We start from the raw sequence: 15,862 nt of genomic DNA on the forward strand, positions 1-15,862 counted from the left end.
CCGCCGGAGACTTTGCAAAATCGCTGTGACCTGGGCTGATGGCTGAAACTGCAGGTCAGAGGCTTAGTTGAAAAACCGGAATTTTCAGTCCATCGGCGTGTCGGCTGGACAGGCCGAAGCATCGGTTTCAGATCAGAGTTCCACCCGGGTGGGCAGCGCCACATCGGGAGACAGTTCGGGCAGCCCAGGCGTTCCCGACCGCGGGTCGGTGCTCCAGGCTGCGACGCGCGGGTCGGCGACCTGGACGACGAGCCGGTCGACCTTCCAGCGCACGAAATCGGCATCGGCACCGGGGGCGAGCACTCCGCCTTCGGGATTACCGGCCGCGCGGTGGGCGAAGCGGGTGGCAGCGTTGAAGGCCGCACGAGCGCCGATTCCTCCGTCGCCGACAACGGCATCCCGCACTCCTGCCCAGGGAGAGGTCTGGGAATGGCTGAAGGACACCTGCGCTCCGGCGGCGAGCAGCTGAGCCAAGGGCTGCGGGCGAGCAGGGTCGAGGGTGATGGCGATTCCGCTGCGGCCGAGGGCTTGAACCTGATCGTCCGGAACGGAGAAGTCCAGGCGCAGACGGTACCCGTGGCGTTGGGCATGAGCGGCATCGGCTCGCAGGGTCTCGAGCACCTCGGTGAGCTGGGCGTCCGAGGCGACGAGGATGAAGAGGCTCAGTGCCGGCAGCTCCTCGAGTCCGAGCAGGTCAGCGGCGGTGATCGAGGCGCGACGGGACCCAACGGAACCGGAGTCCAGCTGCGGGTAGTCGACGATCGACAGTGCCTCAGGAGTGTCGGCGGCGAACCGGGCGACCGCCTCGGCGGTGCCGATCGCGTGCACATGGGTGAAACCCTGTGCGTACAGGTCGGCTGCCGACGGGGCCGAGTCGTCCACGATCAGCCCGGCATGGACGAATCCCGGGGTGAGGAAGCCCTCACCGAGGTCGATCGCCTCCGGGTCCAGAGCCTTGGCCGCTTCATCGGAACCGATGAACGAGACCTTCCCGTCCTCATATCCCAACGCCGTCGCAAACGGATCGACACTGCTGTAAACATCTCCACCAAAGTACATAGTCACAGCCGACAGGCTACACCGTCGGCCGTTGCGGCTACACCTGTGTCAGGAGGGTCGGGTATCGTCACCTGATGTGAAGCCCTTGGTTCTGCTCGATACTCCAGCCCTGTACTACCGCGCCTTCTATTCGGTGCCGGATTCGATCGTCAATGCCGACGGTCACCCGGTCAACGCCGTTCGAGGGGTGCTCGACACCGTCGCGCAGATGGTGCGCCGGTTCGACACCGATCGTGTGATCGCGACGATGGACGCGGATTGGCGTCCGGCCTTCCGCACCGCGATCATGCCCGAGTACAAGGCGGCACGCGTCAAGGACGAAGAAGCCGGCACGGAGATCCCACCTGAGCTGGCCGTGCAGCTGCCGATCATGAACCGCGTCCTCACAGCCGCGGGGATTCCCATCGCCGAGGTGGCCGGGACCGAAGCCGATGACGTCATCGCCACGATGGCTGCCCAGTCGAAAACCCCTGTGATCATCGTCTCCCCCGACCGCGATCTGTTGGCTCTGCTCGACTCGTCCGCCGAAGTCAGCGTACTGCGCCCCCGGAAAGGCGGCGAGTGGGAAGCCCTGGCACAGACCGACCTTCCGACCGCCTACGGAGTGCCCGACGGCGCCCGCTATCGCGAGCTCGCCGCTCTGCGCGGCGATCCGTCCGACGGGCTTCCCGGAGCACCCGGTATCGGGGAGAAGACCGCCGCGACGCTGCTGGAGAACTTCGGCTCCCTCGAATCGATCGTCAAGGCCGCCAAGGCCGGGGTGAAGACCGGCGGGCTCAGTCCGAAGCGAGCCGCAACGATCATCGAGGTCGAGGAGAGTCTCTACAAGACTCTGGAGGTCATGCGCTGCCTGACCGACGTCGAGCACGGCATCGACCTCGACCGCGTCCCGAACAGCTTCGACCGCGCCGGGGTCGAAGCTGCGGCCGAGGGGCAGAACATCCGCCGCTCCGTCGACAATCTCACCAGTGCTCTCGAATCCGTGTCGGGGACCGCCGGTGCGGCTTCCGCACACTCCGCGGCACCTGGGAGCACAGCGACAGCGTCCCTGCCATCCAAGTCTGCCGTGTCAGCTGAGTCAACAGTACGGAACGGGACCGACGGTTCGTGGGCTCAGTCGCGGCTCGTCGGCTTCGACCTCGAGACCACCGGAGTCGAACCGGCCACCGCTCGAATCGTCACCGCCGCCTTTGTCGACTCGGCGGATCAGGTGCGCACGTGGCTAGCCGATCCGGGGATCGAGATTCCCGAGTCGGCGCGGGCGGTCCACGGCATCACCACCGAATTCGCTCAGGCCAACGGAGCGGCCGCCACTCAGGTCATCAGCGAGCTGTGCGCAGAATTCGCCGCACTGAGAGAAGAGGGCGCCGTCGTCGTGGGACACAACGTCGTCTACGACCTCAGTGTGATGGCCGCCGAGGTGGCCCGCCACCGCCCGGACATCGATTTTCCCTCGATCATCCCGACGATCGTCGACACCTTCGTCGTCGACAAGCACATCGATCCCTACCGCAAGGGCAAACGGACGCTCATCGAGACGGCGAAGACCTACCGCGTCGAACTCCTCGACGCCCATGATGCTGCCGCCGACGCTCTGGCCGCTCTGGACATTTCCCGAGCATTGTCCGAAAAGTCGACGGAAATCTCAGCGATGAGCAACGATGAGATCATGGCCGCACAGGCCGATTGGAAGCGCTCACAGGCGGCAGGACTGCAGGCCTGGCTGCGGAAGAAGGGCAACGCCGAGGCCGTCGTCGACGGTTCGTGGCCCATGTCCTGAACGCTAGACTCGACATCGACGTACAAACGACGAAGGACGACAATGGGATTCTTTTCTCGCCTGCTCAACCGACCCGGCTCTCATGCGGAGAAGACGACAGGTTGGTTCGAGCGCGCCGTCGCCGATCTGGACGCGGCCGGGCGCGAATTCTCCGAGCTCAGCGATGCCGAGCTCACGGAAGCCGCCGGCGAGGTCTTCGGTTCGGGCACACATCAGCAGACGCTCATCCGCTACTGTGCTCTGGCGCGCGAGGCCGGTGAGCGTGTTCTGGACGAACGCGCCTATGACACACAGCTTCGCGGACTCGTCGGGCTGTTGCAGGGCAGCATCGTGCAGATGGCCACCGGTGAGGGCAAGACCCTCGTCGGTGCGCTGGCCGCAGCCGGCTACGCACTGCAGGGACGACGCGTGCACGTCGTCAGCGTCAACGACTACCTGGCCGTCCGTGACCGCAACTGGATGAAGCCCCTCTTCGACCTCCTCGGAGTGAAGTCAGCCGCGATCTCCGGCGCGCAGGGCGACGACGAACGCCGTGAAGCCTACCGCTCCGAGGTCGTCTACGCCTCGGTCACCGAGGTCGGCTTCGATGTCCTCCGTGACCGGTTCCTCACCGAGGATGCCGATCAGCGGGTTCCCGAACACGATGTCGTCATCGTCGATGAGGCCGACTCCGTGCTCATCGACGAGGCGCGTGTGCCGCTCGTCCTCGCCGGTTCTTCGAGTGTCCAGGACACCGACGCCGCGATCGCAGCGCTCGTGTCCCAGCTCAGCCCGGACACCGACTATGAGGTCAGCGCCGACAGGCATGCCGTCTCACTCACCGACGCCGGAGTCGACCGGGTCGAGGAGGAACTCGACGTCGAACTCTTCGGAGAGGACTCCGAGACTCTCGCCGCCGTCAACCTGGCCCTCCACGCTAGGGCGCTGGTCAAACGCGACGTCGACTATCTCGTCGTGGATGGACGGATCAAACTCATCTCCTCGTCCCGAGGCCGCGTCGCCGAACTCCAGCGCTGGCCGGACGGACTCCAAGCCGCGGTCGAAGCCAAGGAGAGCCTCGACGCCACCGACAGCGGTGAGATCCTCGATCAGATGACGGTCGAAGAGCTCATCCACGGATATCAGACCGTCTGCGGAATGACCGGCACCGCACTGGCCGTCGGGGACGATCTGCGCGAATTCTATGGGCTGGAGATCGTGCCCATCGACACGCACCTGCCCGTGGTCCGCGTGGACGAACCCGACCGCCTGTTCACCTATCAGGAGTCGAAGGAACGAGCGATCGTCGAAGAAGTCGCCGACCATCATGCCCGCAGCCGTCCCGTTCTCATCGGAACCTCCTCGGTGGCCGAGAGCGAGTCGCTGGCCGAACGGCTGACCGAACGCGGAATCGACGTCGCCGTCCTCAACGCCAAGGACGATTCCCGGGAAGCGGAGATCATCGCGAAAGCCGGTGCCCCCGGTGCGGTGACGGTGTCGACGCAGATGGCCGGACGCGGAACGGACATCCGTCTGGCCGACGACGAGGTCGCTGACGCCGGGGGCCTCCTCGTCATCGGTGCCGGTCGCTATCCGTCGTCCCGACTCGATGACCAGCTGCGCGGTCGCGCGGGTCGTCAGGGCGATCCCGGCACGTCCGTGTTCTTCACCAGCCTCGAAGACGAACTGGTCACCAGGGTTCCCGAGATCCAACGCTTCGTCTCCGAAGGTGATGAGACGGGTCTCATCGAATCCAAGCGCGCGCTCGGCCTCGTCGAACACGCTCAGCGCATCGCTGAGGGACAGAACACCGCACTGCATCGTGACACCTGGCGCTTCAACGAGCTCATGGCCAAACAGCGCGAGCTCGTCCTTGAGCGCCGAGCCGAGATCCGCAAGGACGACGAGCCCGTCGAGCAGCTGCGCAAGGAGCTCGGCGACCGTGCCGATGAGATCGCGCAGGACCACTCCGAGGAGCTGCTGGACTCGGTGCTGCGAGAGGTCATGCTCTTCCACCTCGACGCGCGTTGGGTTGATCACCTCGCCTTCCTCAACGATCTGCGTGAGGGCATCCACCTGCGCACATTCGCCAGGGAGAAGCCGCACGAGGCGTTCAACACCGAGTCGATTCGGGTCTTCTCATCGTTCTGGTCCGATGTCATCGACGATTCGAAGTCGACGATCGAGGAAGCGACGATCACCGATGAGGGAATCGACCTCGAGTCGCACGGACTCAAACGCCCGTCGTCGACGTGGACCTACCTGACGACGGAGAACGCGTTCGGCTCCGATATCGAGAACATCGTGAAGAAGGTCCGCCGCTGAGACGAAGACGATGCGTCTGCGCTCCCCCGGCGGAGAGCGCAGACGCGGTGACGCTCAGGAGTCGGCGACGACTCCGCGACGAATGGCTTCGATGGTGCGACGAACGCGCACTGCGGTCTCCGCGTCGATGACCTCCGCGACCTGACCGAGCAGATCGAGGCTCTGCTTGGCCCATCTGACGAAGTCACCGGCGGCGATATCGCTGCCCCGCAGTGATTCCGACAGGGTTCTGCCTTCTGTCCACCGGTACATCGGTCTGATCAGCCCACGGTCCGGTTCGTCAGTCGTGGTCAGAGCATGCTGTTCTTCGAGGTGGAAGAGCCGACGCCAGATCGTCTCCGATTCGTCGCAGACAGCCTTGAGGTCGGGGCTCGGAGCCCGATGTGCGGTCAGGGTGTCCCTGCGCGACTGGAAGACGAAGATCGATGCGAAGGCCGCAAGTTCCGGCTCATTGAGTCTGTCCCACAATCCGGCGCGGATCGTCAGTGCCACCAGGAGATCCCGTTCGCCGTAGATCCGACGCAGCATAGTCGAGTGCTCGGGATCGAACCCGAGCCCGCGCAGCACATCCTGGACTCGGTCGAACACCAGAGCGATCGAGGTGGTGCGGCCTTCGATCCGGGCGATGAGCGAATCGTTCTCCCGGATGAGTTTGTCCGCACGGTTGGCCCACCGGGCGTGGAGTTCCCGGTCCGGGCAGTCGTGACAGGGATGTGCCCGCATCTGCGCTTGGAGCTCGGCGACAGTGGTGCTCTCCCCCTGATGCTCTCGGGTCGATTCCCAATGGGCTTCCGCATCGACCCTGCCGTCGGCAACGGCGGATTCGAGGATGGACAGCAGCTGCCTGCGGTCGCCTGCCTGCCGGTGGTTGAACTTCTTCGGTACTCGGACGCGCCCTTGAGAGGCGACGGGTTCGGTCACCTCGTGGGGTCGCAGATGCCACACCTTGCCCTGCTCTGTGAGGACGGTGGGCAGTCGTGAGACACCGTCCTTGTTGCTCATCGGAGAGATGATGACTGCGCGTCCGCCGACCCGTTTGGCCGGCATCGTCACGACATCGCCGATCTTGAGAGCGGTGAGGGATTCGACGATGTCGCGCTGCCTGTTCCGCGACTTCGTCCGGGTCTCCTGCTTCTGCGTATCCGAGATCGCCCGGCGCAGTCCGGCGTATTCGGAGAAGTCACCGAGGTCGCAGTGCATGGACTTCTCGTACGCCTCGATCGTGGCTTCGTTCTTGCGCACCTTCCGGGCCAGGCCGACGACGGCCTTATCGGCCTGGAACTGGGCGAAGGAGGTCTCGAGCACCTTGGCTGCCTCGTCCGAACTCATTCGCGACAGCAGATTCGCGGTCATGTTGTAGGTCGGCCCGAACGCCGAATTCAGTGCGTAGGAACGGTTCGAGGCCAAGGCTGCCAGCTCGCTGACCTCGATGGTCGGGTGCCAGACCACGACCGAATGGCCGATGCGGTCGATTCCGCGGCGACCGGCTCGTCCGGTCAGCTGGGTGTATTCCCCCGGGGTGATCATCACATGTGCTTCGCCGTTGAACTTCACGAGCTTTTCGAGCACGACGGTGCGCGCAGGCATGTTGATGCCCAGCGCCAGCGTCTCCGTGGCGAAGACGACCTTGATGATTCCCTGCGAGAACAGCTCCTCGACGAGCTGTTTGAACTGCGGGATCATCCCCGCATGGTGCGCAGCAACTCCGAGCAGCAGACCCTCACGGAAGGTGTGATAGCCGAGGATGCCGAGGTCTTCGTCGGCGAGATCGTCGCGCAGCGACTCGAGGGCGGCATTGACGATCGTCTTCTCCTCCCGAGAGTTCAGATCGGTGCCCGTGCTCAGATACTGTTCGACGGCTTCATCGCAGCCATTGCGGGAGAAGATGAACATGATCGCCGGGAGCATGGCCGCCTCGGCGAGAGATGCCACCACCTGAGTGCGGCTGGGACGGCGGAATCGGGCACGGGTGGCACGTGCGCGCTTCGACCGCGGTCCCCCGTGTGTCCGAGTGGCGTGGTTGAGTGCCGGATCGATGCGGTCGGAATCGCTGTGCGTGAACAGGTCGTACATCCGGTGGCCGACCAGGACGTGATTGACCAGCGGCACCGGCCGGTGGCTCGTGGACACGATCGTCGTCGGTCCCCGGACTTCACGCAGCCAGGCCCCGAACTCCTCCACATTCGACACCGTCGCCGACAGAGACACCATCTGCACTCGGTCCGGCAGGTGGATGATGACCTCTTCCCACACCGGTCCGCGGAATCGGTCGGCGAGGTAGTGGACTTCGTCGAGGACGACGAAGCCGAGGTCCGAGAGACCAGACACGTCGTTGTAGAGCATATTGCGCAGCACTTCGGTGGTCATCACGATGATCGGCGCATCGCGGCGGATCGATGTGTCGCCGGTGAGCAGCCCGACGTTCTCCGCCCCGTGGACCTCTGCGAGGTCATTGAACTTCTGATTGCTCAGCGCCTTGATCGGGGTCGTGTAGAAGACCCGTTTGCCCTCGCCGCGGGCCAATTCCACAGCGAACTCCGCGATGAGCGTCTTGCCGGCACCGGTCGGCGCTGTGACCAGCACGTCCTCGCCGTCCTGCAGATGACTGCAGGCTTCGATCTGGAAGTCATCGAGGGCGAACTCGGTGCGCTCCATGAACTGTCCCAAGGGAGTGCGGGCGAATTCCGCACGCTCCTTGAAGTCGGCATAGGCGGCCGAGGGGCTCAGCGGTTCATCGGCAGAAGCGTCGGTCGAAAGCGGCGTAGGGTCAGTCATTCTTCTCTTCGTCGGTCAGTTCATCCTCGTCGACCCACAGGCCCTGCGCGATGAGGCGCTTCTTACGTCGGCGATCATTGAAGACACAGATCACCCACGCCAGACAGAACAAGGTCATCATGGGGATGACGAGGAAGAACATGGACATGGCGTCCGGAGTCGGGGTGGCGATCGCGGCGAACAGGAAGACGAGCATGACGATGATGCGCCACGATTTCTTGATCCTCTCCGCCGACAGGATTCCGAGCATGTTGAGTCCCACCATGAGCACGGGAAGGACGAACGCAAGTCCGAAGACGACGATGATGATCATCACGAAGCTCAGATAGTCCTGTGCCGGGATGATGTTCGTGCCGCCCTCGGGGGTGAACGAGGTCAGTGCCTTCACCGCATTGGGCAGAGCGAAGAACGCCATGGTCGACCCGGCCAGGAACAGCGGAATCGCTGCCCCGAGGAAACCGAGGGAGTACAGCTTCTCCTTGCGCTTCAGTCCCGGGACGATGAAGGCCCAGACCTCATAGAGCCAGATGGGGCAGGAGAGGAAGAGACCGATGAAGAACGAGAGTTTGATCTTCAGGTCGAAGGGAGAGGCGACTCCGGCGAAGTTGATCTCGGCCATCCGTCCGCCGTTGTCACGGATCGTCCGGATCGGCTCTTGGAGGATGTCGAGGACAGGGTCGTAGAGGAACCAGCCTGCCACCGCGCCCAGAGCGATGGCGATGGCGGAGATGATGACGCGATTGCGCAACTCGACGAGGTGCCCGACGACGGGCATCTTCTTCTCAGGATTGCTCTTCCGTGATCGAGATGGCTTCCGCTGGCTGTTCTCTTTCACTTCTCGTGAGACTGCGGGTCCTGCTTCTCTCGCCGCGACTCCTCGGTACCAGTGGTTTCACCGGTGGCCGTGGTGGAATCGGTCGAGGAGTTCTGGTTGAGCGCTCCCGGCTCGGTGGTCTTGCCGGATTCGTCGTCGTCGCGCAGGTCCTTGACTTCGGACTTGAAGATCTTCATCGACTGTCCCAGGCTTCGGGCCAGCTGCGGCAGTTTGGGTGCGCCGAAGATGATCACGATGATGAGGATCACGATCGCGATCTGCACGAAACTTGGTCTCATGGGGAGCTCCTTGGATTGTTGATGCTGTGGATGATTCTACGCGCTGCGGCTGAGCCTTTCATCCACATCCGGGCGCGGTCTTCGTCTCAGCCGAGCCTGCGCAGGGCGGCCGCAACGGCTTCGGTGTCGTCGATCTCGGTGATGACATCGGCATGGCAGAGCAGGAACCGGCTGAGCCAATCCACCGAATGCACGAGCAGGCGGATGCGTACGCTCGTGTCACCGCCGTCGAGGTACTCGCGATTCGTCACGTCGAGTTCATCTGCCAGCCATGCTCCCGCGGCCCCGAGACCGAGGGTGACTTCGTAAGAGCTCGTCGTCGACTCACTGACCGACATCGGCGGATGCGCTGCCGGTTCCCAGGAACGGATGCGCCCCAGGGCGAAGCGGCGGGGTGCTCCGGCCGAGTAGCACCAGGCATCGACGTACCAGTCAGCACCAGGTACGAGCCGGGTCGGGGCGATGGTCCGGGTCGTGAGTTCGTCGCGGGAGCCGACGTAGTAGTCGATGCTCATCGCCGTGCCTTCTTCGACAGCCTGTCGCAGTGCGGTCAGCAGCTCTTCGTCGGCATCGATGGGGCTGACGTCGACGGCGGTGCGCAGGTTCTCTCCTGCCGCCACACGCAGTTTGGATGCTGCTGTGGCCACGGCTTCGGAATCGAGTCCGGGCAGGGAAGAGAGCATATCGAGCGCGAGCACGAGGACGCCGGCTTCCTCGGCGCTGAGCCGCACGGGCACGGAGACCTCTTCGGCGTTGGAGATGAATATCTGCCCGCCTTCCCAGGAGGCGTCGATGAGATCATCGGGCATATGTCCGGGTCGACCTGTGACGAAGAGCAGCTGCAGATCGTCGATGAGGGTGTCGGAGTCGATGCCGAAATAGGCGGCGGTCTCTTCGAGGTCCGCTCCCGGATGCGCGTCGAGGTAGGGCACGAGGCTGAGCAGCCGGGTGAGGCGTTCACGCGCTGAGGACACTGGTGCCTCCCAAGCGGTTGAGCGAGTCCCGAATCGTTTCGCGTCGGCGGTCGACGGCACGCACGAGGTCGGGCGGATCGACCACGTCGACGGCGTCCCCGAAGCCGACGATCTCAGCGGCGAGGCCCTCGACATCGGAATACCCGATGATCACGTCGTCTCCGTCGCTGCGGATCTGTCGACGGCGCAGCGGATCGGCCCGGTGCGCACGGATGCGCAGCGTCGCCTCGGCGACGACGGCCATCTCGGAACTCGACTGCAGCGCCAGCTGCGGGGAGAAGTCCTCGGGAATCTCATAGTCGCCGGGTTCACGGCCGCTGAGCTTCGCGATCCCTCCCTCAACACGGGAGAGCCGGAAGGTGCGGCGAGCTTCGCGATCGAGATCGAAGCCGAAGAGGTAGACGCGGTCACCGCGGCTGAGCAGCGCATAGGGTTCCAGACGCACTTTCCTCACGCTCTGGCCGGGTTTGTGGTAGCGGAAGCCGACGGCTTCGCGGGCGTTGATGTGGTGAAGGGCCGTGGCGAAGTTCGCGCTGGCCAGCCGGTGCGCGGCGGTGCCCGGGTCGACGCTTCCCGGTCCGGCGGCGGACTGGCCGAGGTCGATGCCGAGAGCACGCAGCTTCGTCAGCGCCTGAGCCGAGGACTCCCCGAGTTCGGTCTCCGCCCAGAACGCGGCGGCCACGGTCACGGCAGCCACCTCGGCGGGGGTGAGATCGACGTCGCCCATCGCATAGTCGGCGGTGGAGATCCGATACCCCGTCTCCCCCGCATCGCCATAGGCATCGTGTTCGGCCCGGGTGGCGATGGTGATGCCCATGTGCCGCAGCAGCTCTTTGTCGCGAGAGAATTTGCGATCGAAGGCGACCTCGTCGAGTCCGGAATAGCCGTCGATGGCGCTCATCAGCGTCTTGCGCGACACCCAGCCGCGGGAAGCGCGCAGGGCGATCAGCAGATTCATCAGACGTTCGGTCTGCTGTCTCTGTCTGCTGGTGCGGGGTGTATTCACGATTCCACCGTAACCTAAGCCGGGCGATAGTCTTGGGACCATGATTCATTGGCGCAAAGGAATCGTCGCAGCGATTCGCTCCACCCGGCCAGGATACACAGAGGTCGAGGTCGAACTGGACGAGGCCGTGCCCGGCACCGATGTGAGATCCATCCGAGCGGTCGCCTACACCGATGCCGTCGGGCAACCGCAGAACCGGGACACCGTCATCGTCAATGTCTCGGCTCTTGCGAAGCGCCTGGGCACCGGTGGCTTCGGTCTCATCGTCGCCCTACCCGATGCGCTGCCGGCAGATCCCCCGGACGGCCCCGGTCATCTGGTCAAGGACCGCTATTCGCCGTTGCAGACGATGGTCCTCGGCGTCGACGATCAGGAGTCGCAGCATCATTCCACCCTCGCCGAGGCGGACAGCCTCGGTGGCATGCCGGTGGTCGTGGCCGATCTGCATTCGGCTCTGCCCGCGGTACTTGCCGGCATTCGCGCCGTCGACCCGTCGTTGTCGGTGGCTTATGTGCTCAGTGATGGTGCGGCTCTGCCGGCCCCGTTCTCTCAGGCCGTCGCCGGACTCAAGGACGCCGGCTGGCTTCAGGGCGTGATCAGCACAGGTCAGGCCTGGGGCGGAGATCTCGAAGCGGTGACCATCCACACGGGACTGCTCGCGGCCAAACACGTGATGGGTGCCGATATCACCATCGTCGCTCAGGGGCCAGGGAACCTGGGCACCGGCACGAAGTACGGCTATTCGGGACTGGTCACCGGAGAGCACCTCAATGCCGCCGCTCTGCTCGGCGGGCATCCGATCGGTCTGCTGCGGATGTCGAACGCCGATGCCCGCGGCCGCCATTTCGGTATCTCCCATCATTCGCTGACGCCCTTGAGTGAGATCGCACGACCGGGGATGACCGTACCGGTGCCCGATTTCTCCACCCTCACCGAGGCGGAACGAGCCGAGATGGACCCGGATCCCGGTGTCGTCGCCGAAACTGTGGCCGAGCAGCTGCATCGACTCCGGAAGCATGATCTCGTCGACATCGATCTGATGGGGCTGTGGGAAGCGCTGCGCACCTCACCTGTGGGTCTGTCGACAATGGGCAGGAAGCTGCCCGCCGATGCTGCGTCGTTCCTCGCAGCGGCCGCCGCTGGACGCTGCGCCGCCGGGCTCGCGCGCCGCTGACCGCGTCGAACACAGGTCAGCGCCTGATCTCCTCAGAATCCCCCTCCGCGTCGGCGAAGACAGATGTGGCCGGGTTCCGAAGAACCCGGCCACAGCCGCCTCAGTCAGGATCAGCGTGTGCTGATGATCCGGCTGAGTCTCAGCGCACGTTCTCGAGGTCGCAGACGAAGATCAGCGACTCTCCGGGTTGGATGACTCCGCCTGCGCCCTGATCGCCGTACGCCAGGTGCGGTGGGATCTGCAGGGTGCGGCGTCCGCCGACCTTCATGCCCTGGATGCCCTGGTCCCAGCCGGAGATGACCATTCCGGATCCGAGGCGGAACTCCAGCGGGGTGCCGCGGTTGTACGAGGCGTCGAATTCCTCGCCCGTGGAATGGGCGACTCCGACGTAGTGCACGCTCACGGTGTCGCCGGGTCCCGCCTCGGCGCCGGTGCCGATCACATCATCGGTGATGATGAGCTCGGTCGGGGCGTCCCCGCCGGGGAAATCGACTTCGGGCTTCTGCTTGCTCATGTGTTCCTCCTGGTGTCGGTTCTGTTGAGATATCGGACGTTCTCAGCCCTGGGCCGAGAGGATGTCGACGACGAAGATCAGGGTCGCATCACCTGGGATGGACGGTTCGCTGCCCTGTTTGCCATACCCCTTGTCCGGCGGGACGACGAGGACGACCTGGTCGCCGACCTTCTTGCCGACGAGCCCCTCGTTCCAGCCGTCGATGACCTGGGCCTCGCCGACCGGGGCGACGACGAAGGGCTGTCCGTCCTTCTTCCAGTTCGAGTCGAAGGTCTTCGATGTGTCGTCCCAGAGCCAGCCGGAGTACTTCACGGCGACGCTCTGGCCCTTCTTGACCTCGTCGCCTTTGCCTTCGATCGTCGTGTACGACTCGAGCTCGGTCGGCTTCTTGCCCTTCGGCTTCGAGATCGATGGGGCGCCGTCGTCGCCCCACTTCACGGTCACAGGGTTGTCCGACTGATCGGCCTTCTTCCCCTCGGCGCGAGTCAGCGGCTTCTTCGTGTCCTCGATGTCGATGACGTAGACGAGCGTCTGCGACGCCTCCCCCTGCTGGGCGCTGCCGTTGAGCGACATCATCACGCGGGAACCGACCTTGACGTCGATGAGTGCGTTGTAGAGGTCTTCGGAGATCTGGGACTTGTCCATGGGGAATCCGGCGGCGGAGTCCGAATCGTAGCTGGATTCGACGGTCTTGCCGGTCGTCCCGGAGACCAGCGTCATCTGTGCCGTGACCTGCTCGCCGTCGGCGACCTTGTCGCCGGTGCCCTCTTTGAGCACCTTCTTCTCGGTCTTGTCCATGACCAGCGGTGCTTCGAAGCTGACCTTGGGCTTCTTCCCCATCTTGCCGTCGACGGTGATGTCGTCGAGGCTGGTCGACTTCGCGTCCTGAGCGGCCACCGACGGCGGAGGCGTGGTCGAGTCCTCTGACTCATCACCCTGCCCGCAGGCCGAGAGCAGCAACAGGCCCGCCGCGATGGCGCTGAGCACTTTGGTGCGCACTGGTTTCCTTTCGTCACGCCGAGGCCGCGCCCGGGTAGGGGCTCGACCGAATCACAGGGCGATCTTACAGGCCCGCGATGAGTGTTTCCGCCTGCGGGTGAGTCGTGGCGAACGGGTCCTTGAGTGCGACGGCTCGACCGGATTCGTCGTTGAGGCGCAGGTGCACCCAGTCGACGGTGTAGTCGCGACGGGCCGCATGGGCTGCGCGGACGAATTCGCCGCGGATCGCCGCCCGTGTGCTCGCTGGCGGTACGTCCTTCGATCGTTCGGCTGCCTCGGCGGGGACGAGACTCTTCGCCATTCCCGCGGCCTCGAGCTTGGGAAACAGCCCCGTCGCGGGCGTGATGTCGTGGAAGGCGATGTCGAGTCGGTGGATGCGCGGATCGGCGATATCCGTGATTCCGCGCTGCAGCGACCGTTCGATGAGGGTGCGTTTCATCACCCAGTCGATCTCCGTGTCCACGGTCGAGAAGTCCTGCGATTCGACGGCGGTGAGCATCCGCGTCCACAGGTCGATGACGTAGTGGGCCAGATCATCATCGCCGAGGCTGTGCTCCCCGGACTCCACGATCCGCTGTGCCCGATCCCGGTAGTCGCCGAGCAGTCCCAGCGGAGTCGTCGTGGTTCCGTCGGTGCGTTCGAGCACGACCCGTCCCGTGAGATCACGGGCGACGAGCCTGATATCGCGCACCGGGTGGCGCAGCCCGTTCTCCGGGATCCGTGCGCCCTGTTCGATGAGGTCGAGCATGAGGACTGCGGATCCGATCTTCAGCGCCGAGGTGGCCGTCGACATCGAGGAATCACCGACGATGACGTGCAGCCGCCGGTACTTCTCCGCATCGGCGTGCGGTTCGTCGCGGGCGTTGATGATCGGACGCGACCGTGTCGTCGCCGATGACAGTCCTTCCCACATGACGTCGGACCGAGCTGAGAGGCCGAACATCATCTCCGAGCGGTCGGCTTCCTCATCGGGGGTGAAGGCCGAACGGCGCGGGATCACGGCTCCGGCACCGACGAGCAGCTGACGCGAGACGAGGAAGGGCAGCAGGACCGTGGTCAGCCGGTTGAAGTCGAGGGTACGGCGGATGAGGAAGTTCTCGTGGGACCCGTAGGAGTTGCCTGCCGCGTCCGTATTGTTCTTGACCATGTGCACGCGTCCGCCGATGCCATCGACTTCTAGCGCGGTTTGGGCCTTGTCCAGCAGGTCGATCATCAGACCTTCGCCGGCTCGGTCCTGGGAGAGCAGGTCCCCGAGATCATCGCATTCGGCGGTCGCATACTCCGGATGGGATCCGACGTCGAGGTAGAGGCGCGACCCGTTGGGCAGGAACACGTTCGACGACCGGCCCCATTCGACGACAGGACGGAAGAGATACCGGGCGATCTCCTCGGGGCCGATGCGACGTCCGTCGGGGTCGGCGGTGTGGGCGAGTCCGTATTCGGTTTCGAGCCCGTAGATGCGTGCCATTCAGTCCTCCCGCAGTTCGCTCATCGCCGCGTCGTCGAGGCGGCGGAAGGTCCGCTGCTTCGTCGTCGTGCGGTCGAGGACGGCTGCCTCGAGTGCGTCGGTGGCCAGGATCGCCTGGGTCGCGGCTCCCAGTGCGGTCACACCGTGGTTGAATACTTCGCGCAGAGTCATCTGTGAGCTGCGCACCCCGGCCAGGGATGCCGTGATCGCATCGGCCTGACCGCCGATGGCCACATGTTCGGTCTCGTCGATGACGGATCCGTCGTAGCTGAGCCGGTAGAGCTGGTCGGTCTCCGGTGTGAGTCCGAGTTCGGCGACGACGAGTTCGACCTCGAACGGCTTCGACTCGGTGGTGAAGACGCCGGCCAGCGTCTGTGCGTACGCGTTCGTCAGTCCGCGAGCGGTGACGTCGGTGCGGTCGTAGGAGTATCCGCGCAGGTCGGCGTAGCGGACTCCGGCTTGGCGCAGGGTCTCGAATTCGTTGTACTTGCCGACGGCGGCGAAGCCGATGCGGTCGTAGATCTCAGCGATCTTGTGCAGCGTCGGTGACGGGTTCTCCGCCAGCAGCAGGATGCCTGTGTCGAAGCGCATGACGACGACGGATCGGCCGCGGGCGATGCCCTTGCGGGCGAAGTCGGCCCGGTCCTTCATCAGCTGTTCGGGTGAGACGTAGAACGGTGCCTGACTCATCGACGG

Annotated in this window: 13 protein-coding genes; 3 read left to right on the top strand and 10 right to left on the bottom strand. The window is 64.7% G+C overall.

The genetic code is table 11. The annotated features are described in order from the left end of the window. Nucleotides 1–132: 132 nt before the first annotated feature. Complete coding sequence (locus HK108_RS03115; protein WP_181270642.1) at nt 133–1,059, bottom strand: amidohydrolase family protein; 927 nt, start codon at nt 1,057–1,059, stop codon at nt 133–135. Between the two features lie 76 nt (nt 1,060–1,135). Between HK108_RS03115 and HK108_RS03120 the strand changes: the two genes are divergently transcribed. Both HK108_RS03120 and secA2 read left to right on the top strand, forming a co-directional pair. Continuing rightward, on the top strand, nt 1,136–2,839 hold the full coding sequence (locus HK108_RS03120; protein WP_229663923.1) for a 5'-3' exonuclease H3TH domain-containing protein: 1,704 nt from the start codon (nt 1,136–1,138) through the stop codon (nt 2,837–2,839). Between the two features lie 42 nt (nt 2,840–2,881). Continuing rightward, nucleotides 2,882–5,143 carry an accessory Sec system translocase SecA2 gene (secA2, locus tag HK108_RS03125; RefSeq protein ID WP_181270500.1) on the top strand — a complete coding sequence of 754 codons (2,262 nt, stop codon included), beginning with the start codon at nt 2,882–2,884 and terminating at the stop codon, nt 5,141–5,143. Nucleotides 5,144–5,197: 54 nt separating this feature from the next. On the opposite strand, the gene HK108_RS03130 is transcribed toward secA2, so the two are convergent. From HK108_RS03130 to HK108_RS03150, 5 genes are all read right to left on the bottom strand, one after another. Continuing rightward, a complete protein-coding gene (locus HK108_RS03130) occupies nt 5,198–7,918 on the bottom strand; it encodes a DEAD/DEAH box helicase (RefSeq protein ID WP_139467225.1) in 2,721 nt (906 codons plus the stop codon). Further along, the gene (gene tatC, locus HK108_RS03135; protein WP_308423766.1) at nt 7,911–8,753 is read right to left on the bottom strand and encodes a twin-arginine translocase subunit TatC; all 843 of its coding nucleotides are present in this window, start codon (nt 8,751–8,753) and stop codon (nt 7,911–7,913) included. The genes HK108_RS03130 and tatC overlap by 8 nt, the downstream gene beginning before the upstream one ends. Next, the gene (tatA, locus tag HK108_RS03140) at nt 8,750–9,031 is read right to left on the bottom strand and encodes a Sec-independent protein translocase subunit TatA (protein ID WP_139467226.1); all 282 of its coding nucleotides are present in this window, start codon (nt 9,029–9,031) and stop codon (nt 8,750–8,752) included. Before tatA ends, tatC begins: the two co-directional genes overlap by 4 nt. A gap of 86 nt (nt 9,032–9,117) precedes the next feature. Next, complete coding sequence (locus tag HK108_RS19055; RefSeq protein WP_139467227.1) at nt 9,118–10,005, bottom strand: WYL domain-containing transcriptional regulator; 888 nt, start codon at nt 10,003–10,005, stop codon at nt 9,118–9,120. Beyond that, on the bottom strand, nt 9,989–11,011 hold the full coding sequence (locus tag HK108_RS03150; protein ID WP_229663924.1) for a helix-turn-helix transcriptional regulator: 1,023 nt from the start codon (nt 11,009–11,011) through the stop codon (nt 9,989–9,991). The genes HK108_RS19055 and HK108_RS03150 overlap by 17 nt, the downstream gene beginning before the upstream one ends. 40 nt (nt 11,012–11,051) lie before the next feature. On the opposite strand from HK108_RS03150, the gene HK108_RS03155 reads away from it, so the two are divergent. Next, nucleotides 11,052–12,185, top strand: coding sequence for a DUF3866 family protein (locus tag HK108_RS03155; RefSeq protein ID WP_139467228.1), 1,134 nt, complete (start codon nt 11,052–11,054; stop codon nt 12,183–12,185). Between the two features lie 139 nt (nt 12,186–12,324). Here the strand turns inward: HK108_RS03155 and HK108_RS03160 are convergent, their stop codons facing one another. The 4 genes from HK108_RS03160 to prcA all read right to left on the bottom strand — a co-directional run bounded on the left by HK108_RS03160 (nt 12,325) and on the right by prcA (nt 15,856). Beyond that, nucleotides 12,325–12,699 (bottom strand): FKBP-type peptidyl-prolyl cis-trans isomerase, encoded by a 375-nt coding sequence (locus HK108_RS03160; RefSeq protein ID WP_025778366.1) that lies wholly within the window; start codon nt 12,697–12,699, stop codon nt 12,325–12,327. Between the two features lie 42 nt (nt 12,700–12,741). Beyond that, nucleotides 12,742–13,698, bottom strand: coding sequence for an FKBP-type peptidyl-prolyl cis-trans isomerase (locus HK108_RS03165; RefSeq protein ID WP_229663925.1), 957 nt, complete (start codon nt 13,696–13,698; stop codon nt 12,742–12,744). Nucleotides 13,699–13,762: 64 nt separating this feature from the next. Beyond that, nucleotides 13,763–15,166: a Pup--protein ligase gene (gene pafA / locus HK108_RS03170; protein ID WP_139467229.1), complete on the bottom strand. Its 1,404-nt coding sequence runs from the start codon at nt 15,164–15,166 to the stop codon at nt 13,763–13,765. After that, on the bottom strand, nt 15,167–15,856 hold the full coding sequence (gene prcA / locus HK108_RS03175; RefSeq protein ID WP_181270501.1) for a proteasome subunit alpha: 690 nt from the start codon (nt 15,854–15,856) through the stop codon (nt 15,167–15,169). Between the last annotated feature and the right edge of the window lie 6 nt (nt 15,857–15,862).

This window comes from Brevibacterium sediminis (assembly GCF_013623905.1).
GTDB classification, from domain to species: domain Bacteria; phylum Actinomycetota; class Actinomycetes; order Actinomycetales; family Brevibacteriaceae; genus Brevibacterium; species Brevibacterium sediminis.